This window comes from Bradyrhizobium sp. CAR08, assembly GCF_052871955.1.
The window spans coordinates 98,212-120,700 of record NZ_JBIXJX010000012.1; the positions used below are offsets into that span (position 1 = coordinate 98,212).

At 64.1% G+C, this 22,489-nt stretch carries 21 protein-coding genes; 17 read left to right on the forward strand and 4 right to left on the reverse strand.

The genetic code is table 11. From position 1 onward, the window contains the following. Window positions 1–26: 26 nt before the first annotated feature. From ggt to ACIPUD_RS24580, 5 genes are all read left to right on the forward strand, one after another. Complete coding sequence (ggt, locus tag ACIPUD_RS24560) at window positions 27–1,613, forward strand: gamma-glutamyltransferase (protein ID WP_247299611.1); 1,587 nt, start codon at window positions 27–29, stop codon at window positions 1,611–1,613. Between the two features lie 169 nt (window positions 1,614–1,782). Further along, window positions 1,783–2,397, forward strand: a complete 615-nt coding sequence (locus ACIPUD_RS24565; protein ID WP_085349950.1) for a (2Fe-2S)-binding protein — start codon at window positions 1,783–1,785, stop codon at window positions 2,395–2,397. A gap of 4 nt (window positions 2,398–2,401) precedes the next feature. Next, window positions 2,402–3,418, forward strand: a complete 1,017-nt coding sequence (locus ACIPUD_RS24570; protein ID WP_446481716.1) for an FAD binding domain-containing protein — start codon at window positions 2,402–2,404, stop codon at window positions 3,416–3,418. Between the two features lie 2 nt (window positions 3,419–3,420). Next, window positions 3,421–5,712, forward strand: coding sequence for a xanthine dehydrogenase family protein molybdopterin-binding subunit (locus tag ACIPUD_RS24575; RefSeq protein WP_446481717.1), 2,292 nt, complete (start codon window positions 3,421–3,423; stop codon window positions 5,710–5,712). A 60-nt stretch (window positions 5,713–5,772) separates the two neighbouring features. Then, on the forward strand, window positions 5,773–6,237 hold the full coding sequence (locus tag ACIPUD_RS24580; RefSeq protein ID WP_026232858.1) for an FKBP-type peptidyl-prolyl cis-trans isomerase: 465 nt from the start codon (window positions 5,773–5,775) through the stop codon (window positions 6,235–6,237). 58 nt (window positions 6,238–6,295) lie between these two features. On the opposite strand, the gene ACIPUD_RS24585 is transcribed toward ACIPUD_RS24580, so the two are convergent. Continuing rightward, on the reverse strand, window positions 6,296–6,514 hold the full coding sequence (locus tag ACIPUD_RS24585) for a CsbD family protein (protein ID WP_007606928.1): 219 nt from the start codon (window positions 6,512–6,514) through the stop codon (window positions 6,296–6,298). Between the two features lie 127 nt (window positions 6,515–6,641). On the opposite strand from ACIPUD_RS24585, the gene ACIPUD_RS24590 reads away from it, so the two are divergent. The 3 genes from ACIPUD_RS24590 to ACIPUD_RS24600 all read left to right on the forward strand — a co-directional run bounded on the left by ACIPUD_RS24590 (window position 6,642) and on the right by ACIPUD_RS24600 (window position 8,245). Further along, entirely contained in the window at window positions 6,642–7,154 is a 513-nt protein-coding gene (locus ACIPUD_RS24590) for a cupin domain-containing protein (RefSeq protein ID WP_085349946.1), read from the forward strand. Window positions 7,155–7,285: 131 nt separating this feature from the next. Beyond that, window positions 7,286–7,714 (forward strand): VOC family protein, encoded by a 429-nt coding sequence (locus tag ACIPUD_RS24595; RefSeq protein ID WP_026232857.1) that lies wholly within the window; start codon window positions 7,286–7,288, stop codon window positions 7,712–7,714. A gap of 42 nt (window positions 7,715–7,756) precedes the next feature. Next, window positions 7,757–8,245: a VOC family protein gene (locus ACIPUD_RS24600; protein WP_018455005.1), complete on the forward strand. Its 489-nt coding sequence runs from the start codon at window positions 7,757–7,759 to the stop codon at window positions 8,243–8,245. Between the two features lie 155 nt (window positions 8,246–8,400). On the opposite strand, the gene ACIPUD_RS24605 is transcribed toward ACIPUD_RS24600, so the two are convergent. Continuing rightward, the gene (locus ACIPUD_RS24605) at window positions 8,401–9,570 is read right to left on the reverse strand and encodes a hypothetical protein (protein WP_446481718.1); all 1,170 of its coding nucleotides are present in this window, start codon (window positions 9,568–9,570) and stop codon (window positions 8,401–8,403) included. Window positions 9,571–9,572: 2 nt separating this feature from the next. Further along, window positions 9,573–10,274, reverse strand: coding sequence for a FecR family protein (locus tag ACIPUD_RS24610; RefSeq protein WP_018455003.1), 702 nt, complete (start codon window positions 10,272–10,274; stop codon window positions 9,573–9,575). Window positions 10,275–10,325: 51 nt separating this feature from the next. Between ACIPUD_RS24610 and ACIPUD_RS24615 the strand changes: the two genes are divergently transcribed. Continuing rightward, window positions 10,326–11,756 carry a phospholipid carrier-dependent glycosyltransferase gene (locus tag ACIPUD_RS24615; protein WP_247299604.1) on the forward strand — a complete coding sequence of 477 codons (1,431 nt, stop codon included), beginning with the start codon at window positions 10,326–10,328 and terminating at the stop codon, window positions 11,754–11,756. Between the two features lie 57 nt (window positions 11,757–11,813). Here ACIPUD_RS24615 and ACIPUD_RS24620 read toward each other — a convergent pair whose 3' ends face one another. Then, entirely contained in the window at window positions 11,814–12,452 is a 639-nt protein-coding gene (locus ACIPUD_RS24620; protein ID WP_446481719.1) for an OmpA family protein, read from the reverse strand. Between the two features lie 512 nt (window positions 12,453–12,964). On the opposite strand from ACIPUD_RS24620, the gene ACIPUD_RS24625 reads away from it, so the two are divergent. The 8 genes from ACIPUD_RS24625 to ACIPUD_RS24660 all read left to right on the forward strand — a co-directional run bounded on the left by ACIPUD_RS24625 (window position 12,965) and on the right by ACIPUD_RS24660 (window position 22,395). Next, window positions 12,965–13,210, forward strand: a complete 246-nt coding sequence (locus tag ACIPUD_RS24625; protein WP_018455000.1) for a hypothetical protein — start codon at window positions 12,965–12,967, stop codon at window positions 13,208–13,210. 119 nt (window positions 13,211–13,329) lie between these two features. Continuing rightward, window positions 13,330–13,578: a hypothetical protein gene (locus tag ACIPUD_RS24630; protein WP_446481720.1), complete on the forward strand. Its 249-nt coding sequence runs from the start codon at window positions 13,330–13,332 to the stop codon at window positions 13,576–13,578. 108 nt (window positions 13,579–13,686) lie between these two features. Further along, window positions 13,687–14,850: a winged helix-turn-helix domain-containing protein gene (locus ACIPUD_RS24635; RefSeq protein WP_247372618.1), complete on the forward strand. Its 1,164-nt coding sequence runs from the start codon at window positions 13,687–13,689 to the stop codon at window positions 14,848–14,850. 145 nt (window positions 14,851–14,995) lie between these two features. Further along, a complete protein-coding gene (locus ACIPUD_RS24640) occupies window positions 14,996–16,327 on the forward strand; it encodes an MFS transporter (protein WP_446481721.1) in 1,332 nt (443 codons plus the stop codon). Between the two features lie 216 nt (window positions 16,328–16,543). Then, entirely contained in the window at window positions 16,544–17,650 is a 1,107-nt protein-coding gene (locus tag ACIPUD_RS24645) for an efflux RND transporter periplasmic adaptor subunit (RefSeq protein WP_446481722.1), read from the forward strand. A gap of 179 nt (window positions 17,651–17,829) precedes the next feature. Next, window positions 17,830–20,967 (forward strand): efflux RND transporter permease subunit, encoded by a 3,138-nt coding sequence (locus tag ACIPUD_RS24650; RefSeq protein ID WP_317244928.1) that lies wholly within the window; start codon window positions 17,830–17,832, stop codon window positions 20,965–20,967. A 34-nt stretch (window positions 20,968–21,001) separates the two neighbouring features. Continuing rightward, on the forward strand, window positions 21,002–21,601 hold the full coding sequence (locus ACIPUD_RS24655) for a TetR/AcrR family transcriptional regulator (protein WP_085361299.1): 600 nt from the start codon (window positions 21,002–21,004) through the stop codon (window positions 21,599–21,601). A gap of 170 nt (window positions 21,602–21,771) precedes the next feature. Then, complete coding sequence (locus ACIPUD_RS24660) at window positions 21,772–22,395, forward strand: flavin reductase family protein (protein WP_247475139.1); 624 nt, start codon at window positions 21,772–21,774, stop codon at window positions 22,393–22,395. The last annotated feature ends 94 nt before the right edge of the window (window positions 22,396–22,489 follow it).

Below are 22,489 nucleotides of genomic sequence, written 5' to 3' on the forward strand. Positions count from 1 at the left end.
CAGACGCCCAATGAGAGCAGAATTCGATGAGAAACTTCCATTTCCCCGGCAGGTCCACGGTCCACGCCACCAACGCGATGGTGGCGACCTCGCATCCGCAGGCGTCGCTTGCCGCGATCGAGGTGCTGCGCGAGGGCGGCACGGCGGTGGACGCGGCCGTCGCGGGTTCGGCCATTCTCGGCGTGATCGAGCCGCAATCGACCGGCATCGGCGGCGACTGCTTTGCGCTGATCCAGCCGCGCGGCGAGGGCAAGATCATCGCCTATAACGGCTCCGGCCGCGCCCCGAAGGCGGCGAACGCCGATTGGTATCTCGAGCGCAAGATCAACTCCGTGCCGCTGACCTCGGCGCATTCGGTCTCGATCCCCGGCGTGATCGACGCCTTTGCAACCGTCTTGCGCGATCACGGCAAGTTCGGCTTCGACCGGCTGCTTCAGCCCGCGATCAAGGCGGCCGAGGAAGGCTACGTCGTCGCCCCCCGCATCGCCTTCGACTGGAAGAACCAGTTCGAGAAGCTGAAGGCCGGCACCAACACGGAGCGGTATCTGCTGCCGCACGGCAAGCCGCCGGTGGCCGGCGACGTCATCCGCCAGGCCGAGCTCGGCAAGACGCTGCGGGCGATCGCCAAGGACGGCCGCGACGCCTTCTACAAGGGCCCGATCGCGGAAGACATGGTGGAGACCCTGCGCGGGATCGGCGGCCTGCACACGATCGACGATTTCGCCGCGCACACCACTGAGACGACGACGCCGATCGGCACCATGTACAAGGGCTATGACGTCTGGCAGTGCCCGCCGAACGGACCCGGCCTCACCATGCTGCTGATGCTGAACATCCTGTCGCGTTTCGACCTGACGAAATACGCGCCGCTCAGCATCGAGCGCTTCCACCTCGAAGCCGAGGCCGCGCGCATCGCCTACATGCATCGCGAGCTGCATGTCGCCGATCCCGAGCATATGCAGATCGAGGTCGCCAGGATCCTCGCCAAGGAATACTGCAACGAGCACATCGACAAGATCCGCATGGACGGCATGCTCGACCTGCCGAACGTCGCGCCGCCGATGAACCCGTCGACCATCTACATCACCGTCGTGGACAAGGACCGCAACGTCTGCTCCTTCATCAACTCGGTTGCGCATTCCTTCGGCTCGGCGATCGTCTCGAACAAGACCGGCATTTTGCTCCAGAACCGCGCCGGCGGCTTCCGCATCCAGCCCGGCCACCCGAATTGCATCGCCGGCGACAAGCGTCCACTGCACACGATCATGCCAAGCCTGCTCACCAAGGGCGGCCGTTCCGTGATGCCGTTCGCGGTGATGGGCGGACAATATCAGCCGGTTGGCCAGACCCATGTGGTGACCAACATTCTCGATTATGGCTGCGACGTGCAGGAGGCGATCGATATGCCGCGCGGCCTGCATTATGAAGGTCAGTACCAGCTCGAGGACAGCGTGCCGGCCGCCATTGTCGAAGGCCTGAAGAAGCTCGGCCACAAGACCACCAGCGTCGTCGGTCCGCTCGGCGGCGCGCAGGCGATCTGGATCGACTGGGACAAGGGCACGCTCACCGGCGGTTCCGATCCGCGCAAAGACGGTTGCGCGCTCGGATACTGACCACCGCGCACGGAGTTCCCCGCGCGAGATCAGGAAAAGTTGACGAAGGGCGACGCGGCATTTGCTGCGTCGCCCTTTCTCGTTCGGAACGGAGCTCATTGCTTCAGGTTAAGGGCCGATGAGCGGTGCAGGCGTGCGCTGCTCTTGCTCGAAGCGGCGGAGGCCCTCCATGTCCGAAAAATCAGGTTCCGGACCGTCCGGATTCGATCGGCGCGCCTTCATGGCCGGCGTTGCCGGCAGCGCGCTGGTCCCCATGACGGCGCGTGCGGCCGCGCAGGATGCGAGCGTGTCGGCCGCCCAGGATCCGGCGCTTCCTGTCGATGTCACGCTGCGGGTCAACGGCAAGGACAAGCGCCTGCGCATCGACGCCCGCACGACGGTGCTCGACGCGCTGCGGGAGCATCTCAAGCTCACCGGCAGCAAAAAGGGCTGCGACCACGGCCAATGTGGTGCCTGCACGGTACTGATCGACGACCGGCGCGTGGTGTCGTGCCTGACGCTCGCGCTCGCGGCCGAGGGGCAGGAGATCACCACGATCGAGGGCCTTGCCACCGACGATCATTTGCATCCGATGCAGCAGGCCTTCGTCGACAACGATGCGTTTCAATGCGGCTATTGTACGCCGGGCCAGATCATGTCCGCCGTTGCCTGCGTCAAGGAGGGGCATGCGGGCAGCGAGGCCGACATCCGCGAATACATGAGCGGCAACATCTGCCGCTGCGCCGCCTATCCCAACATCGTCGCCGCCGTGAAGCAGGCCGCGCCCGAGATCATGAAAGGCTAGGCGCATGCGACCGTTTTCGTATCAAAGGGCAACAGACCCCGACATGGCCGTGCAGGCGCTCAGCGCTGCCGCGGCTGCGAACAATCCGCTGACCAAGGCTACAGCGCAGCCGCTCGCGGGCGGCACCACTCTGATCGATCTGATGAAGCTCGACGTGATGCGGCCCGCCGCGATCGTCGATATCAATCCGCTGGCGCGGGGCTGGTCGGCGATCGAGCCCGGCAGTGACGGCTTGCGGCTCGGCGCGCTCGCGAAGATGTCCGACGTGGCCGCGCATGCCGAGATCCAGCGCCACTATCCGGTGATCGCGAATTCCCTGAAGCTCGCCGCCAGCGCCCAGCTGCGCAACATGGCGACGCTCGGCGGTAACGTGATGCAGCGAACGCGTTGCAGCTATTTCCGCGACGTTTCCTATGAGAATTGCAACAAGCGCAATCCTGGTTCGGGCTGTGCCGCCATGGACGGCGTCAATCGCATGCATGCGGTGCTCGGTACGTCCGATCAGTGCATCGCGACCTATCCCGGCGATTTTGCGCAGGCGCTGATCGCGCTCGATGCGATGGTCGAGATTACCGGCAGGTCCGGAACGCGCAACCTGCCGTTTGCGGATTTGCACAAGGCGCCCGGCAGGACGCCCGACATCGAGACCACGCTTCGGCCCGGTGAGCTGATCTCTGCGTTCTCCGTTCCCGGCCGCTGGCCGCGCTCGGTGTATCTCAAGGCGCGCGACCGGCAGTCCTACGAGTTCGCGCTGTCGTCGGCTGCGGTCGCGCTCGACGTGCAGGATGGCACGATCAGGGACGCGCGTGTCGCGCTCGGCGGCGTCGCCACCGTGCCGTGGCGGGCGCGCGAGGCGGAGGCGCTGCTGAAGGGACAGAAATTCGACGACGGTCTGGCGCAGCGTGTGGCCGATGCCGCGTTTGCGGACGCCAGGGGCCGCCAGCACAACAGCTTCAAGATCGCGCTCGGCAAGCGCGTGGTGGCGCGCGCGCTCCAGCAGGCCGTAACGATGGAGATCTGATCATGACCGCTGCAGCTCCCGAGCCGAAAGCGAACATGGGCAAGCCGGTGCCGCGCTATGACGCGGCCGCAAAGGTCACGGGCCGGGCGACATATGCGTCCGACATGCCGCTCGACAATCCAGCTTACGCGTTCCGGGTCACCAGCGCCATCGCCAAGGGCCGCATCGACAGTTTCGATCTCGACGATGCCAAGCGGGTCCGCAGCGTGATCGACATCGTCACGCACGAGAACGCTCCGAAGCTGAAGGAATCGAAACTGTTCAGCAATGGCGGCTATGCCGGCACCACGATCCAGCCGCTGAAATCGGCCGACATCGCCCATGACGGCCAGATCATCGCCGTCGTCATCGCCGAGAGTTACGAGGCGGCGCGCGAGGCCGCCAATCGCGTCAAGGTCAGCTACACGGCCGCGGCGCCGAGTGCGAGCTTCGACTCGCCGGGGACCACCACGGCAGCGGCAAAGGGGCAGAACGCACAGTTCAAGGAAGACCCGGAGGTCGGCGATTTCGCCAAGGCGTTCGACGCGGCCGAGGTCAAGCTCACCGCCTCTTATGAAACGCCGACCCAGCACCACAATCCGATGGAGCTGTTTACGACGAGCTGCGCCTGGATGGGCGACGAGCTCGTCGTCTACGAGGGCAGCCAGTACGTCTACGGCCTGAAGAACGGCGTCGCCGAGCAGCTCGGTATCGACGCCGACAAGGTCCGTGTCGTCAATCCCTATGTCGGCGGCGGCTTTGGTTCGCGCGGCTCGATGACGCCGCGGACCGCCGTCATCGCCGGCATCGCCAAACGCCTGAACCGGCCGATCAAGCTGGTGCCGACGCGCGACCAGGGTTTCACCATCGCGACCCATCGCGCCGAGACGCGCCATGAGATCAGGCTTGGTGCGGGTCGGGACGGCAAGCTGGTGGCTTTGAGGCACGACGGCGCGGAGGTTTCGTCGCGTCCGGATGCCTATTGCGTCGGCGGCACCAAGACGACGACGCGGCTCTATGCCTGCCCGAACGTCGCAAGTCTGGTGTCGATCGTGCGCGCCGACCGCAATACGCCTGGCTTCATGCGCTCGCCGCCGGAGGTGCCGTATCTCTTCGCGCTGGAGAGCGCGATGGACGAGCTCGCTGTGAAGCTGAACATGGACCCCGTCGAGCTCCGCCGCATCAACGACACCACCGTCGAGCCGATCGGCGGCAAGCCCTATACATCGCGGTCATTGATGGCGTGCTTCGACGAGGCCGCGAAGGCGTTCGGCTGGTCGCAGCGCTCGCCGCAGCCGAAATCGATGTCGGACGGCGACTGGCTGGTCGGCTATGGCTGTGCCGCTACCTGCTATCCGACGCAGATGGCGCCCTCTGCCGCGCGCGTCCGCCTCCAGCGCGACGGCCGTACCCGGGTCGAGATCGCCGGTCACGAGATCGGCACCGGTGCGTATACCGTCATCGCCCAGACCGCGGCCGAGCGGCTCGGCGTGCCCTTGGAGAAGGTCGCGGTCTTCCTGGGTGACAGCGATCTGCCGCCGGCGCCCGTTGCCGGCGGTTCGAACTCGACTGCCAGCACCTGCTCGGCGGTGATGATGGTGTGCGACCGCATTCGCCAAAGGCTGTTCAAGGCCGTGATGCCGAGCGAAAGCCTCGCCGACAAGGCCAAGGAGACTGTCGGCATCAGCCAGGCGCCGAGCACGCAGGCGGCGCAGAGCGATCGTCCACTCGATCTCGAGAGGGCCTTCGACGCGCTCGGCGTCGGCATCGTCGAGGAATACGGCGAGTGGAAGCCCGAAGGCGCGCCGCTGGATTCCTTCACGGCCATGCACAGCGGGCACGCGCGGCTCGTCGGTGGCCATCAGATGAAAGACAAGATCGCCTATGCCTTCGGTGCTGACTTCGTCGAGGTCCGCGTCAACCGCTTTACCCATGAAATCCGCTGCCCCCGGCTGGTGGGAGCGTTTGCGGCGGGCCGCATCATGAATCCGCGCACGGCGCGCAGCCAGCTCATGGGCGGCCTGATCTGGGGCATGTCCTCGGCGCTGCTGGAGGCCACCGAGATCGACGAGCGCAATGCACGCTACGTCAACGATAATCTCGCCGACTATCTCGTGCCCGTGAATGCCGACGTGCCCGGTGTCGAAGTGATCCTGCTCTCCGAGCAGGACGACCGTATCAACCCGGCCGGCGTGAAAGGCCTTGGCGAGCTCGCCAATGTCGGCACCAATGCGGCGATCTGCAATGCGATCTATCACGCCACGGGCCAGCGCATCCGCAAGCTGCCCGTGCGGCTCGAAAATATCGAGGTGTGAGGGGTGGAAACGGCGTCAGCGTTGCGCTAGACACCTTGCGCCTCAAACGGAAGGTCTCTTATGCAGCGTTTACAGCGCATGCTCCTCGCCATCATGTCGGCACTCGCGATCACCGTGATCGCCGGCGTGTCCGATTTCGTTTCCACCACGGCCTCGGCCCAGACCGCAGGGAAGACCATGACAACAGCTTCAGGTTTGCAGATTACCGATAGCGTCGCCGGCACCGGAGCTTCGCCCAAGCCGGGCCAGATCTGCGTGATGCACTACACCGGCTGGCTCTACGAGAACGGCCAGAAGGGCAAGAAATTCGACTCGTCGGTCGACCGCAACGAGCCGTTCGAATTCCCGATCGGCAAGGGCCGCGTCATCGCCGGCTGGGACGAGGGTGTTGCCTCCATGAAGGTCGGCGGCAAGCGCACGCTGATCATTCCGCCGCAGCTCGGCTATGGCGCCCGGGGCGCAGGCGGCGTGATCCCGCCGAACGCGACGCTGATGTTCGACGTGGAATTGCTCGGGGTGAAGTAAGCCCGCAAACAAAAAGACCGGCCTCTCGGCCGGTCTTTTCGCATTCAGTGCGACGCCGTTACTCCGTCGCGCGCTTGGCCGCAGCGGCTGCGCGATCAACCGCGTCCTTCGCGGCGTCCTTGGCGTCGCCCATGGCCTGCTGGCCCTTGCCCTTCACTTCCTGGACTGCACCTTCACCCTTCAGGCGCTCGGATCCAGTGGCTTCACCGACGCCCTGCTTGGCCTTGCCCATTGCCTCGTTTGCGGTGCCCTTGATCTTGTCGGTCGTGCTACCCATGAAACTCTCCTGCGGTTTGCTCGCCAAGACAACGTTCGACGGTTATGAGGGTTCCGATTTTGTTATGGCTCGATGTCGCGGCTTTGGGTTAGTTTGCCGCACACGGAACCAATAGAAAGCAAGTCCCATGACCGGCCATGACCATTCGCATTCCCACCATGACCACGATCACCACGATCGCTGGAAACATGACGGCGTGCGCGTCATTCCCGGCAACCAGCTCGATACCAACGTTCCGTCGACGGCGGGCATGGACCGCGCGGCCGCGATCAATTTCGCGCGCGTCGGTGCGCAGAAATTGTGGGCGGGCACGGTCAGCATCAAGCCCGACGCCAAGACCGGCGCGCATCACCACGGCCATCTCGAAAGCGTGATCTATGTGGTGAAGGGCAAGGCGCGGATGCGCTGGGGCGAGAGCCTGCAATTCACCGCAGAGGCCGGCCCCGGTGACTTCATTTTCGTGCCGCCCTACGTGCCCCATCAGGAGATCAACGCCAGCGCGGACGAGGTGCTGGAATGCGTGCTGGTGCGCAGCGACGGCGAGGCGGTGGCGATCAACCTCGATATCGAGCCGGTCGAGAAGCCCGAGACCGTCCTGTGGGTCGATCCCATTCACCGCGATCCGAACGAGAAGAAGTGAGGATCGCCTGAAAGCCAGCGGGTTCTGTGTGACAGAACCTCGCGGGCAGGGCTCCAAAAAAGATCCGGAAGCCGTGTCGGATCGCCGCTTGGCCGTCCGTCCTTGGGCAGAACCCCGCCCAAGGAGCTCCGATGCCCAGGATGATTTTCCTCAATCTGCCCGTGACCGACCTCAAGCGCGCCACTGCCTTTTACGAGGCGGTCGGTGCGACCAGGAACCCGCAATTCAGCGACGAAACAGCGAGTTGCATGGTCTTTTCCGAGACCATCTACGCGATGCTGACGACCCACGAGAAATTCCGGCAGTTCACGCCGAAGCCGATCTCGGATGCAAAGACCTCAAACCAGGCGCTGTTCTGCCTGTCCGCCGATAGCCGGACCGAGGTCGACGATATCGTCAGCAAGGCCGCGGCTGCAGGCGGGGTGGCCGATCCCAGCCCGAAGGACGAATACAGCTTCATGTACGGCCGCAGCTTCGAGGATCCGGACGGCCACATGTGGGGCGTGAACTGGATGGACATGGCAGCCTTCGCGGCGCAGTCCGACATGGCGAACGCCTGATCTAACCCCACAACAGCAAGAAACCGAAGAGGAGCATTCAAGATGTCCAAGGTCGTTCCCTGCATGTGGTTCAACGGCGATGCCGAGGAAGCCGCGAAGTTCTACGTCTCGCTCGTGCCGAATTCGGCGATCACGCATGTTCAGCGCAACGTTTCAGATGGCCCGTCCGGCAAGGAAGGCTCCGTGCTCGTCGTCGAATTCTCGGTGGCGGGACAGCCTTTGGTCGCGCTTAACGGCGGCATGAAAATGGAATACACCCACGCGATCTCGCTGATGATCCATTGCGACGATCAGGCCCAGGTCGACAGCGTCTGGAATGCGTTCCTGGCCCATGGCGGCAAGGAAGAGCAGTGCGGCTGGCTCAGGGATCGCTGGGGCGTGGCCTGGCAGGTGGTGCCGAAGGTGATGTTCGAATTCCTCTCCAGCCCCGACAAGGCGGCTGCCGCACGCGCGATGCAGGCCATGATGAAGATGGTGAAACTGGACGTGGAGGCGCTGCGGCGGGCGTTCGATGGCAAGTCGGCGGCGTGAAGGGCGTCCCCTTGCCACATCCTCACTGTCATCGCCCGGCTTGACCGGGCCATCCAGTACGCCGAGACGGTCGTTGGTCAATCGATAGGCCGCGGCGTACTGGATGCCCCGGTCGAGCCGGGGCATGACAGCGGAATATGAGCGAAGGCCTGCCGCTAATAATTGATCCGCAGCCCCACGCCGCCATGGATGGTGTTACCCACCGGCTGCGGGCCGAGCGTGCCGTTGGCGAACAGGTCGACGATCCAGCCCTTCTGCACGCGGAAGCCGAGCCGGCCGCCATATTCGAACCAGCCCTGGTTACCCATGGTCGGCACCACCATGCCGTCACCGGTCACGGTGGCGACGATGCCGCTATGGCTGGCGAATGACTGCACCCAGCCACCATTGATGTTGGCCTCGATACTGCTGCCGTAGAGATGCGTCCACTGGCCGCCGATCTTGACCAGGCTGGTGCGGTCGGTGCCGGTCGCGATGCTGGCGTCGAACGGATTGAACGCCACTGCGCTGTCGGTATAGCCCGAGACACGCTGCCAGAGCTGCCAGACCTCGATCGAGGCGGCGACCTCGTCGCGGGGCGACACGCGGCTCATCCAGCCGGCGCGGCCATAAACGGCGTAGTTCGAGGCGTTGGTCGAACTCGTGACGTTCACCGGGCCGAGGCTGGTGTTGTAGCTGCGGGTGTAGCGCGCCTTCTCCCACGGCGTCAGGATCGTGCCGACGTCGAAGAACGGGCGCGACGAGCCCCAGTCGGTGAAATCATAGCGCAGCGCGAACGCGGCGATGGGAGCGCTTGTGATGTTGTAGCCGCCCTCGCTGTACTGCGTGTAGGCGATGCCGGCGAGCAGCGACAGATTGTTGGTCAGCTCCTTGCGGCCGTGGATTCCGGCCGAGAACGAGCCTGCGGAGCCGAACGCGCTGACGCAGTTGCTGCAATTGATCTGCTCGTTGACCCCGAGCAGCACCGTGCCAAGCACCCGGTTGGTGATCATCTGGTTGAAGCGCTGATTGGCAAGGCCGCCGATCGAGCTGCCGCTTGAATCCGCGCCGGTTGGTGTCGGTGTCGGCGTCGGGCTCGGCGAGGATGACGGATAAGGGCTCGGCGACGATGACGGGGTGGGGCTGGGCGAGGGCGAGGGGCTGTAGGTCGGCGTGGGCGAGGGGGAATAGCTCGGCGCCGGGGTGGGCGTCGACCCTCCGCACTCGGACTCGCAAATCGCGGCGGCTGCCGCCGGACGGGCATGGAACGCGACAAACGCAAACGCAGCCACGGCGGTCAGCACGCTCGCCAGGATGAAGCGCCTGAGGCTGGTGAGATTCGCCATCTTCAGCGTCCGCACAGCATGCCGTCGTCATGGATGGCGGGCGTGACGGTCGGCGAGGCCTCCGCATATTGGCTGACCGCGCACAGTCCCGCGCTCGCGGCGCAGGTCGCGGCAAAGGTCCAGGGCGGCGTATTGGTCTTACTGATGGAGATCTTGCCGCCGGTCGAGGTGATGATTGCGGTGTCGCCGGGCTGGGTGAGTTGCACGCATTGCTGGCTCGTCGTGCAGACGCTGGCGGCACCGTCCTGCAGCACGACGACCGAGCGGCCGCGCTGGGACAGGATATCGAGAGTGGTACCGCGCACGCCGATGGTCGCGAGCGGGGTCGTGATCTTGTAGGCGGTCTTCTCGGAATGTCCCGTGACGAAACGGAATGCGCCGGTCGTCATGCGGATCGCGACGTCGCGATAGCTGTGCTCGTCGTTGAAGACGGTGCGGTCGAGCTTGAGCGTGGCGCTCGGACCGAGCGACAGATTGGTGCTGTCGGCCATCACGAAGCGAGCCGCGCTGCCGGCGCCGGTGCGCACGGTCTCGTCCCGCAGCATGCTGTCGCCGACGCTGATCGGCGTCGTGGTCGAGGCCACGCGAACGACTTCATTCTGGATCAAGACGGCTTCACCGACGCGCGTCTGGGCTTGGGCGCAAGGGGCCGCGCACAAGAGGGTCGACAACAGCGTGGAGAAGAGCCAGAAACGCAAATTCATTTCGCAACCGATCGATGTGTCCCTGATCGTACCGGATCACGCGCGCTTGCGATGTGGCGGAATTATCACAAGCAGCGCGAGACCTGCGTTATGCTTAGTGACAGTTGCGGCAGAATGCGTTCAATGAAAACCGCGATCTCTATTATTCTCCGCGGTGACGCAAAATTGCCACGCAAGACATCCCCACAAACGCGACTTGACTTGCCTGCGGTTCCGAAGGTGTCGCGGAGCGCAGTGATTGCTGTCGCGATTTTCCTGGTCGCGCATCTTGCCCTGCTGATTGGCCTGACGACGCCGGAGAAGTTCGTCTTCGACGAAGTGCACTACGTGCCGGCGGCGCGGCAGATGCTGGCACCAGCGGTGTCGCAATCGATGCTCAATCCGATGCATCCACCTTTGGCGAAAGAGCTGATCGCGCTATCGATCGCGGCCTTTGGCGACAGCGCGCTGGGCTGGCGCTATCCCGCGACATTGTTCGGCGCGCTCGCGATCGTCGCGATCTATCTGTGCGGCCTCGCGCTGTTCGCCGCGCAAGGGCCTGCGATCGCCGCCGCGCTGATCGCCGCCTGCAACCAGATGCTGTACGTGCAGGCGCGCGTCGCGATGCTCGACATTTTTGCACTCGGCTTCGGCCTGCTCGCGATTGCCGCCTTCATGCATGGCTTTCGAAAGGATCGTCCCCATGCATTATTCGCGGCTGTCGGCAGCCTGTTCGGCTGTGCGGCCGCCTGCAAATGGAGCGGCCTGTTTCCGCTCGGAATCTGCATCGTCATCGTCGCGGTGATCCGCCTGATGCAGGGCTGGCACACCCTGTTTGCCGACGCGAAGCCGGGGGATTGGTACCGGCCTGATCTCTGGCCCGACTTCAGATTACATCACGTCGTGCTCTGCTTCACCGTCCTGCCCGCGATGACATATCTTGCGGCCTTCGTCCCACTCCACGGCGTGTCGCTGCCGGATCTGGTCGAGGCGCAGCGCCGGATCTTCGCGGACAACACCACCACTGCCATCGCCGGCCACACTTATATGAGCGCCTGGCCGTCATGGCCGCTGCTCGCGCGCCCGGTGTGGTTCCTGTTCGACAAGACCGTGGACGACAATGTCTCCGCGATCGTCTTTCTCGGTAACCCCCTGGTGCTGTGGCCGACGCTGCTCGCGCTCGCCGTCGTGCTGCGCGATTTCGTCGTCGCGCGTCGCCGGGATGCGTTCCTGATCGCGGTCTTCTATTTCGGGTCCTGGCTCGCCTGGGCGTTGCTGCCGCGTACGCTCGCCTTCATCTATTACTATCTGCCGGCTGCGACCGTGGCGTCGCTCGCGCTGGTCTACGTGCTGCGGCGGGACGGTCTACCGGGCTGGCTGTTGTGGGCCTATGTCGGGGTCGTCGCGATCGGCTTTGCCGCCATGCTGCCGATCTCGGCGGCCTTCGTCGGCACATCGATGCAGACCTTCAATCGGCTGATGCTCTTCCAAAGCTGGATATGAAATCGCCGCCCGCCGGGAGAACGGCAGGCGGCGTCTTGATGGGCGACAATTTGGGAATTACTTCGACGCGGTCTTGGTGTCCATGTTCACGACCTGGACGCGGCGGTTGATCGGGTCGGCGCCGTTGGCGGCGTCCTTCAGCTTGGTCTTGCCGTAGCCGACGGTGACGAGATCGGTACCGGTGAGACCGTAGTTCTGCACCAGGTATTTCTTGATGGTGTCGGCCCGCCGCTCGGAGAGCCCCTGATTGTAGGCCTCGGTGCCGACCGCATCGGTGTGGCCGGCGACGACGAAGGTCGAGCCCTTCAACGAGGGATCGGACAGCGCCTTGCCGAGCGCCTGTACCGACGGCACCGACGTCTTGGCGATGTCGGCCGAGTTGTAGTCGAACTGGATCTCCAGATCGATCTTCGGCTTGGTCGCGGCGAGTTCGGCAATCTGCTCGCGCTCGCCCGTCGACAGCGACCGCGTCGAGCGGTTGCGCACGGTGTTCAGGAACGTCGATTCCTTGGCCTGGACCGCCGGATCAACCTGCGGACCTGCGGACAGACCCCGGGTCACGGGCTTCGGCTTCAGTGCATCCAGGATCTGGTTGGTAGAGACATTGCCGTCGCCGGCCATCGCCAGGCCGGCTGTCATCGACAGAATTGCCGAGAGGGTCACCGCCAGTGCAAAAGACTTATTGAAACGGGTCATTGTCGTATCCTCGTTGTGACGCCTGATGGCTATTTGATGCTGCGAGCATAGGGCAGGTTCAAAAGCCCTGGTGTGATCTTGGTCACGGTGGAAACGGGGCCGTCCTGGACCACGGCAGCGTATTTCAAGCGGTTTCGGTTCATAGAGAGCCGACCCGCGGTCCGCTCCGAGGAGGGGCGCCAGCGCGGGAAGAGAAGTGGTCGCACACCTCTCCGGCGATGGTTCGAGCCGTCGCAGTCCTGTCGTGATCCGCATCACTGAGGACCGCCGCGCCGAGGTGCCGCTCGGGCGGCGGGGCCGGTTCACTCCAGGAAACCCATGCTCACCGATTGTCGCAAAGCCGTCGCGTGTTGGCCTGTCTGTGAACAATTTTTCGGCCAGATGGACGCCTAGCAGGGCACAGCCTCCGACAAGCGCAAACGAAGGGAGCCGAGTTCCACCCAGTGCCGAGGCCAAGTGATTATCAGTTCTATCGCAGTGGCCCGCCGGATCGGACCGTGTCCCTGAGCTCCATGCCCATCTATATCGGGGCGGCGATGATCGCGGTGGCGATCCTGCTGTCGACACTGATCACGGGGCTGACCTCCCGCTATGTCGGGCTTCAAGCGCCAACCGACGAGAACATGTGGCTGGTCGATCGTCTCACCGGCAACGTCTATCGCTGCCAGGCGGAGGAGCGCGGCAAGGCCTCGTGCGAACCCGATGTCGCAACAGGCAGCGTCGGCGACCGGTCCAAAGCCCCGAAAGCCGGCCGATGAGTCCTCCCGTCTTCGCACCGCAGCAAGAAATTGTCTTCTCCACGAAACGTCTTCGCCGGAGAATACGTATTGCGAAGGCCGGCATGACGCCGGTTTCGTTTTACGGAGGAGACTTTTCGATGAAAATCTTGCTCACAGCTGCAGCTTTGGTCGCGTTCGCCGTTTCCCCTGCATCGGCCGCGATGATGGCGTGCACCAGCGATAATATGATGAAGTCCGCCGCCATGATGGGCGGCACGGCGGATACGCCGGCCAAGACGGCCATGAACAAGGAAATGGCCATGGCCAACACCGACATGAGCAACGGCAAGATGAAAAGCGCCTGCATGCATTACATGAAGGCGCAGAGGGCCATGTCGATGAAGTAGCAAGCGCCTTCCGACCGCGCTGTCAGCAGATGGCGGCGCGGTTTTTCCTTGTCCGCTCCTGGATCGGCTTCTTGGCTGGATGCGAATCCCGCTACACTGCATTCCGCAATGTCCCGCGCGCCCAAACCGATTCCACTCACCACGACACAGGCCCGGCAAATCTGGCTTCATGCCCAGCGGCTGGACGAGCGCGCGCCGTTCGGTGACGGCGCGCAAGCCGTCTCCGACGCGGTCGCCCATCTCGGCTATGTGCAGATCGACACCATCAACGTGATCGAGCGCTGCCATCATCACATCCTGTTCAGCCGGATCCCGTCCTACCGGCGCGCCGACCTGCGCCATGCCCAGAGCGTCGACAAGAGCGTCTTTGAATATTGGACGCATGCGCTGTCTTACGTGCCGGCCGGCGACTTCCGCTTCTTCCTGCCGGCGATGTGCGAGCACCGCCGCGAGGGGCACAAATGGTTCGCCTCGGTGAAACCTGCCGACATGCGCAAGGTGATGCGGCTGGTGCGCGCCGGCCCGCTGACGATCCGCGACATCGAGGACGACGTGCTCACCGAGAAGGAGCATCTCTGGCAAAGCCGAAAACCCTCGAAGCGAGCATTGCAGCTCGCCTTCTACATGGGTGCCGTGACCGTCAGCGAGCGGCAGGGCATGCTCAAGACTTATGAGCTGATGACGCGCCATTTCGGCTGGGACAAGCTGCCGAGGCCGGCGTCGGCAAAGGACATCACGGTCTATCTGCTCGATCGCGCGCTGCGATCGCAAGGTGTCGTGAGCCTCGATTCGGTCTGCCATCTCAACGCGCCGCGCAAGCCGGCGGTGGCTGCCCTGATCGGCTCGCGCGTCCGCCGTGGCGAGCTCGTGCCTGTCGCCATCGACGGTGCCGGCAAGCAGGAGCACTGGGCAGTGCCGGCTGCGCTCGAGCCGGGCGAGTGCGCGCCGCCGGATCTGGTCCATATCCTGTCGCCGTTCGATCCGCTGATCATCCAGCGCAAGCGCACCAATCTCATTTTCGGTTACAACCATTTGTTCGAGGCCTATGTGCCGAAGGCCAAACGCAAGCTCGGCTATTTCGCGCTGCCCGTGCTGGTCGGCGACGAGATCGTCGCCGCGCTCGATCTGAAGACCGACCGGCAGGCGAAGAAGCTGCTGATGCAGAAATGGACCTGGGTCGGCGAGGGGAAGAAGACCGCGGGGCGCAAGGAGCTCAAACGGAAGATCGAGGAGGAGCTCGATCGCTTTGCGAAGTTTCAATTGGCAGAGTAGTTGTGCGCGGCGCGGATCACCGAGCTCAGTCGTAGCGCAACGTGGTGGCCGGCTGCGCCCCTTGCATTGCTTGCTCCATTGACTCTTTCGCGGCGATGCTCAAAACCCCGGATCAGCCCATAAAAGCAACAACCCGGGGGAAGCCATGAGCCAGACCACGACCTATGCCGGTTCGACCGGCGCAGCCAAGTCGGAAATCGAGACCTCGACGATCCGCGCCATCTCCTGGCGCCTGATCCCGTTCCTGGTGCTGGCCTATTTCTTCTCCTATCTCGACCGCGTCAATCTCGGCTTCGCCGCGCTGACCATGAATGCCGAGCTGAAATTCACGCCGCTGATCTTCTCTTGGGGCGCCGGCATCTTCTTCATCGGCTATTTCATCTTCGAGGTGCCGAGCAATCTGGCGCTGGAGAAGTTCGGCGCCAGCCGCTGGATCGCCCGCATCATGGTGACCTGGGGCATCATCTCGGCGCTGATGGCGCTCACGAGCGGGGTCACGAGCTTCTACGTGCTGCGCTTCCTGCTCGGCGTCGCCGAAGCCGGCTTCTTCCCCGGCATCATCCTCTATCTCACTTATTGGTATCCGGCCGAATATCGCGCCCGCTTCCTCGCGGCCTTCGCCATCGCCGTTCCGGTCTCCACCGTGATCGGCGCGCCGGTCTCTGGCCTGCTGCTCGGCCTCGACGGGGCCATGGGCCTGAAGGGCTGGCAGTGGCTGTTCATCATCGAGGGCATTCCTTCCGTGCTGCTCGGCATTGTCACCTGGTTCTATCTCACCGACAGGCCAGAGAAGGCGGATTGGCTCTCGGCCGAGCAGAAGGCCTGGCTCAAGACCAAGCTCGATGCCGAGATCGCGGCCAAGCAGGCGGTGAAGCATATGTCGCTCGGCGAGGCGCTGACCTCACCTAAGGTGATCATGCTGAGCCTGGTCTATTTCGGCTTCGTCGGCGCGCTCTATGGCATGCAGTTCTGGCTGCCGCAGATCGTCAAGGCGTTCGGCCTCACCAACGCCCAGACCGGCTTCGTCACCGCGATTCCGTATCTGTTCGGCACCATCGCAATGATCCTGTGGGCGCGGCATTCCGATGCCACGCGCGAACGCGTGATGCATGTCGGCGCGCCGTTGCCGCTCACCGCTGTCGCTCTCGGCGTCTCCAGTTATCTCACCGACCCCACCCTGACGATGATCGTGCTGACGGTTGCCGCGATCGGCGTGTTCTGCTGCTTCGGCGTGTTCTGGACCCTGCCGACGGCCTGGCTCTCCGGCACGGCGGCGGCCGGCGCCATCGCTCTGATCAACTCGATCGGCAATCTCGCCGGGTTCGGCGGACCGTATCTGATCGGCTGGGTCAAGGAAGCCACCGGGCAGACCTCGACCGGACTGCTCGTGCTCGCGGTGCTGCCGCTGATCGCCGGCATCCTGGTCTTCATCGGTGGCCACGACAGCAAGCACGAGTTCGCCGAACAGGGGCGGTAGCCTCGAAATGTCGCCCTGGCGAAAGCCAGGCCCATTTCCGTGCGGTCCCTCTGGGGCCGCGCCGCGACGCTCTCTTCCAACAGTCCGGGCTTTCCGCCAAGGGCAGCGGGGAGGTTACCACCTTAACGATCACGCTTTCCTGATGACTGACGATTATTGACTTTCATCAGTGATTAGTCGACATTCCTCTCATTGCAGCCGAGGGAGTGTCCTCCGATGTTCGTCCGATCCGTTTTATCCAGCTATTCGAGGCTATTGGCCGGTGTTTCGCTGGCGCTGATGGCTGCCGCCCTCGCTGGGTGCAATGACACCGTCGCTGAAAAGGCCGACCCGCCGCGGCCGGTCCTGGTCGCCACCGCCCACTACGATGCCGAAAAGCCCGAGCGCAGCTTCGTCGGCACCATCAGGCCGCGGATCGAGAGCGATCTGGGCTTTCGGGTCGCGGGCAAGGTCGCCAAGCGTCTGGTCGAAGTTGGCCAGACCGTCGAGATCGGTCAGCCGCTCGCGGTCCTCGATGAGGTCGATCTGAAGCTCCAGGCCGAGCAAGCCGTCGCCGAACAGACCGCTGCGACCGGCGTGCTGGCCCAGGCCGCCGCCGCCGAGCAGCGCGCCAAGGATTTGAAGGCCAAGGGCTGGACCACCGACGCGCAGCTGGATTCGAGCCGCGCTGCCGCCGACGAGGCGCGTGCGCGCCTGAACCGAGCCGAGCGCTCGGTCGAGCTGACCAACAATTCCCTTTCCTACGCGACGCTCAACGCCGACGCCCGTGGCGTCGTCACCGCAACGCTGATCGAGCCCGGCCAGGTGGTTGCCGCAGGCCAGACCTCGATCCGTGTCGCCCGCTTTGCCGAAAAGGAAGCGGTCGTCGCGATCCCTGAGACGCTGGTCGGACGTGCCAAATCGGGCGCCGCCAGCGTCACTCTTTGGTCGGAGCCGGGCAAAAAGTACACGGCCAAGCTGCGCGAGATCGCGCCCACCGCGGATCCCGCCACGCGCACCTATCTTGCCAAGTTTTCGCTGCCCGAGGCCGACGACAAGGTCTCGCTCGGCATGACCGCGACGCTGACGCTGTCGGACGCCGCCACCGAACGCGTCGCGCGGCTGCCGCTGTCGGCGCTGTTCAACGAAGGCGGCAAGCCGTCCTTCTACGTCGTCGACGACAACGGCGGGGTGACGCTGAAGCCGGTCGTGGTGAAGTCCTACGAGAGCAACGACGTCGTCATCACCGGTGGTGTCGAAGAGGGTGCCAAGATCGTTGCCCTCGGTGTTCAGAAGCTCGATCCGGGCCAGAGGGTGCGGATCGTGTCGTCACTGTCCTTTTAAGTCTCGCTTACGAGTTACGTCGTGTGAGGTGAGTTTCGGCCCGAGCGCAAATGCTGGGGCTGAAGCGGCGAAGCGATCCAGAACCTGCCCAGCCCCCTGGATTGCTTCGCTGCCTCGCGACGACGCGTTCAACAGAGCGGCTGTGGTTTTTTGCAACCGGATCATCTTTGGAGAGTGCGATGAAGCGCTTCAATCTTTCGGCCTGGGCCGTCAGCCATCCGACGCTGATCCTGTTCCTGATGCTCATACTCGGCGTCGCCGGATTCTTCTCCTATCAGAAGCTCGGTCGCGCCGAGGATCCGTTCTTCACGGTGAAGGTGGTCAACGTCTCCGTGCTGTGGCCGGGCGCGACAGCGCAGGAAATGCAGGCGCAGGTCGCCGATCCCATCGAGAAGAAGATCCAGGAGCTGCCCTACTTCGAGAAGGTGCAGACCTATTCCAAGCCCGGATTCACTGCGCTCCAGGTGACCTTCCGCGATTCTACGCCGCCGAAGGACGTGCCGTATCTCTTTTATCTGCTGCGCAAGAAGCTGGTCGACGTGCAGGGCCAGCTGCCCGCAGGGATTCTCGGGCCCGTCGTCAACGACGAGTTCTCCGACGTCGATTCCATCCTCTACATGATGACGGGCGACGGCGCCGACTACGCCCAGCTCAAGAAGGTCTCGGAAGGTTTCCGTCAGCGCCTTCTGAAGGTGCCGGGCGTGACCAAGGTCGACGTTTACGGCAACCAGGATGAGCGCATCTTCGTCGAGTTCAGCCATGCCAAGCTCGCCACGCTCGGCATCACGCCGCAGGCGCTGTTCGATTCGCTCGCCAAGCAGAACAACGTGACGCCGGCCGGCACGGTCGAGACCTCGTCGCAGCGCGTGCCGCTGCGCGTCACCGGTGCGCTCGACGGCGCCAAGGCCGTCGCCGAAACCCCGGTCGAGAGCAACGGCCGCGTGTTCCGCCTCGGCGACATCGCCACCGTCACCCATGGCTATGTCGACCCGCCGAGCTTCATCGTGCGCCAGGAAGGCAAGGCCGCGATCGGCATCGGCGTCGTCACCGCCAAGGGCGCCAACATCCTCGATCTCGGCAAGGAGGTCGAGAAGGCGACGGCTGAATTCATGAAGGCGGTGCCGCAGGGCGTCGACGTCAAACTGATCGCCGACCAGCCCAAGGTGGTCGAGCACGCGGTCGGCGAGTTCGTACACTCTTTCATGGAAGCCCTCGTCATCGTGCTGTTCGTGTCGTTCCTGGCGCTTGGCTGGCGCACCGGCATCGTGGTCGCATTGTCGGTGCCCCTGGTGCTCGGCATCGTCTTCGTCGTCATGAACACGATGTCGCTCGACCTGCACCGCATCACGCTCGGTGCGCTGATCATCGCGCTCGGCCTGCTGGTGGATGACGCCATCATTGCCGTCGAGATGATGGTGGTGAAGATGGAGCAGGGCTGGGACCGCATGCGTGCGGCGTCCTTTGCCTGGGAATCCACTGCGTTTCCGATGCTCACGGGAACGCTGGTCACGGCCGCTGGCTTCCTCCCCATCGGCTTTGCCAATTCCGCGGTCGGCGAATATGCCGGCAGCATCTTCTGGATCGTGGCGATCGCGCTGGTCGCATCCTGGTTCGTGGCGGTGATCTTCACGCCCTATATCGGCGTCATGCTGCTGCCCAACATCAAGGTGCACCACAATCACGATCCGCACGCGGTCTACGAGACCCGCATGTATCGGGGCTTGCGCGCCATCGTGCAGTGGTGCGTCAACCACCGCATCACCGTGGTGGTCGCGACCGTCGGCGTCTTCATCGCCTCGATCGTCGGCTTCGGCCACGTCCAGCAGCAGTTCTTCCCGCTGTCCGAGCGTCCCGAGCTGTTCCTCCAGCTTCGCCTGCCCGAGGGCACCGCCTTCAACGTCACCGAAAAGGCGGTGAAGAAGGCCGAGACCATGCTCAAGGACGACAAGGACATCGAGACCTACACGGCCTATGTCGGACAGGGCTCGCCGCGCTTCTGGCTCGGCCTCAATCCGCAGCTTCCGAACGAGGCTTTTGCCGAAATCGTCATCGTCGCAAAGGGCGTCGAGGCGCGCGAGCGCATCAAGGCCAAGCTTGAAAACGCCGTTGCCGACGGCGCGCTCAACGAGGCCCGCGTGCGCGTCGACCGCTTCAATTTCGGTCCCCCCGTTGGTTTTCCCGTGCAGTTTCGCGTCATCGGACCCGACGCCAACAAGGTGCGCGAGATCGCCTACCAGGTCCGCGACGTCATGCGGCAGAACAAGAGCGTCAAGGACGTCCAGCTCGATTGGAACGAGCAGTCGCCTTACCTCAAGCTTGTCGTCGACCAGGATCGCGCACGCGCCATGGGCCTGACCCCGCAGGACGTGTCGCAGGCGCTGTCGATGCTGATCTCGGGCTCGCAGGTGACGACCGTGCGCGACGGCATCGAAAAGGTCGGCGTGGTCGCGCGCGCCGTCTCGTCCGAGCGGCTCGACCTCGGCGCCGTCGGCGATCTCACCATCACCTCGCGCAACGGCGTGGCCGTGCCGCTGCAGCAGATCGCCAAGATCGAGTATGCGCACGAGGAACCGATCATGTGGCGGCGTAACCGCGACATGGCGATCACCGTGCGCTCCGACGTCGTCGACGGCGTGCAGGCGCCCGACGTCACCGGCCAGATCGCGCCGAAGCTGAAGGCAATCAAGGACAACCTGGAGCCGGCCTACCGCATCGAGGCGGGCGGCGCGTTCGAGGAATCCGCCAAGGGAAACGCCTCGATCTTCATTCTCTTCCCGCTGATGGTCATGGTGATGCTGACGCTGCTGATGTTCCAGCTGCAGAGCTTCTCGCGCCTGATCCTGGTGTTCCTGACCGCGCCGCTCGGCATTGTCGGCGCCTCCTTCGGGCTCAACATCGCCAACGCCCCGTTCGGCTTCGTGGCCCTGCTCGGCCTGATCGCGCTTGCCGGCATGATCATGCGCAACGCGGTCATCTTGGTGGATCAGATCGAGACCGACGTCTCGCACGGCCTGACCCGCCGCGAGGCGATCGTGGAGGCCACCGTCCGCCGCGCCCGTCCGGTGGTGCTGACGGCGCTTGCCGCCATCCTCGCCATGATCCCGCTGTCGCGCTCGGCGTTCTGGGGGCCGATGGCGATCACCATCATGGGTGGCTTGTTCGTCGCGACCTTCCTGACGCTGCTGTACCTGCCGGGCCTCTACGCCCTCTGGTTCCGCAAGAGCCTGGATGAGGCGGGCACGCCCGAGCAGCCTGCCGCGCCGCAGCATGGGAGCGATGACCAGAACGCAATTCCGCTTGCTGAGGCGGCTGAATAAGTGAAGATGAACTGCTGATTGACGAGTCTGACAGATGACACTGGTTTCGGAACATATCGAAGGCGACACCCGGGAACGCATTCTCGAGGTGGCCGAGAGGCTGTTCCGCCAGATCGGCTATCTCAAGACCACGGTCGGCGACATCGCCAAGGAGCTCAAGATGAGCCCCGCCAACGTCTATCGCTTCTTCGAATCGAAGAAGGCGATCCATCAGGCGGTGGCCCGTTCGCTAATGGGCGAGGTCGAGCTGGAAGCGCAGCGGATCGTGGCCAGGCCCGGTCCGGTACTGCCGCGATTCCGTGAGCTGCTCACCACCATCAATCGCATGAACACCGAGCGCTATGTCGGCGACAATAAGCTGCACGAGATGGTCGAGATCGCGATGCAGGAGGACTGGGACGTCTGCGTCAACCACATGGAGTGCATTGCCGGGGTCATCGGCCAGATGATCGCGCAAGGCGTGGCTTCCGGCGAGTTCGAGGCGCCGGACCTGCAACTGGCTGCGCTGTGCGCCTGCACCGCGATGATGCGCTTTTTCCACCCCCAGATGATCGCCCAGTGCGCTACCAAGCCGGGCCCGACCATCGACCAGATGATCGATTTCGTCATCGCGGGATTGTCCCCGCGCCACTGACGCGGCGGCGGATTTCCTCCTATAAGCAGGCCGACCGCCACGGAATCACGGCTGATGGCGGGCAAGGACGGATCAACAACTCCGTCATTGCGAGCTTTGCGAAGCAATCCAGACTGTCTCTGCGGAGGGATTCTGGATTGCTTCGCGCAATGACGAGAAGGAAACAGCGCGTGACCGACAAAGACCTGCACTTCTACGAGCCCGCCAAGGGCCACGGCCTTAAGCACGATCCCTTCAACGCCATCGTCGCGCCGCGGCCGATCGGCTGGATTTCGTCGCGCGACACCAACGGCCACGTCAACCTCGCGCCCTACAGCTTCTTCAACGCGTTCTGCTACGTCCCCCCGATCATCGGCTTCTCCTCCACCAACTGGAAGGACACGGTCGAAAACATCCAGCAGACCGGCGAGTTCGTCTGGAACCTCGCCACCATGGACCTGGCCAGGCACATGAACGCGACTGCGGCGCATGTTGGCCCTGAGGTCGACGAGTTCAAAGTTGCGGGCCTCACCGCCGTGCCCGGCAGGCTCGTCAACGTGCCGCGCGTCGGCGAGAGTCCCGTCGCCTTCGAATGCAAGGTGTCCGATATCGTCCGCCTCAAGGGCGCCGACGGCAAGGAAGCCAATGCCTGGCTGACGCTCGGCGAGGTCGTTGCCGTCCACATCGACAAGGCCATGATCAAGGACGGCGTCTACCAGACCGCCGCCGCCCGCCCGATCGTACGCGCCGGCCGCAGCGGGGATTATTTCGAAATCAAGCCGGAAAACATGTTCGAGATGGCGCGGCCGGATTAGACCGGCCGACCGCGAAGCCATCCCCTCCCGGAACTGCCACCACGCCTCGGCCGTTATGGCCCCTGGGCGGCTGCCCGGCCGCGTCAATTCGCGT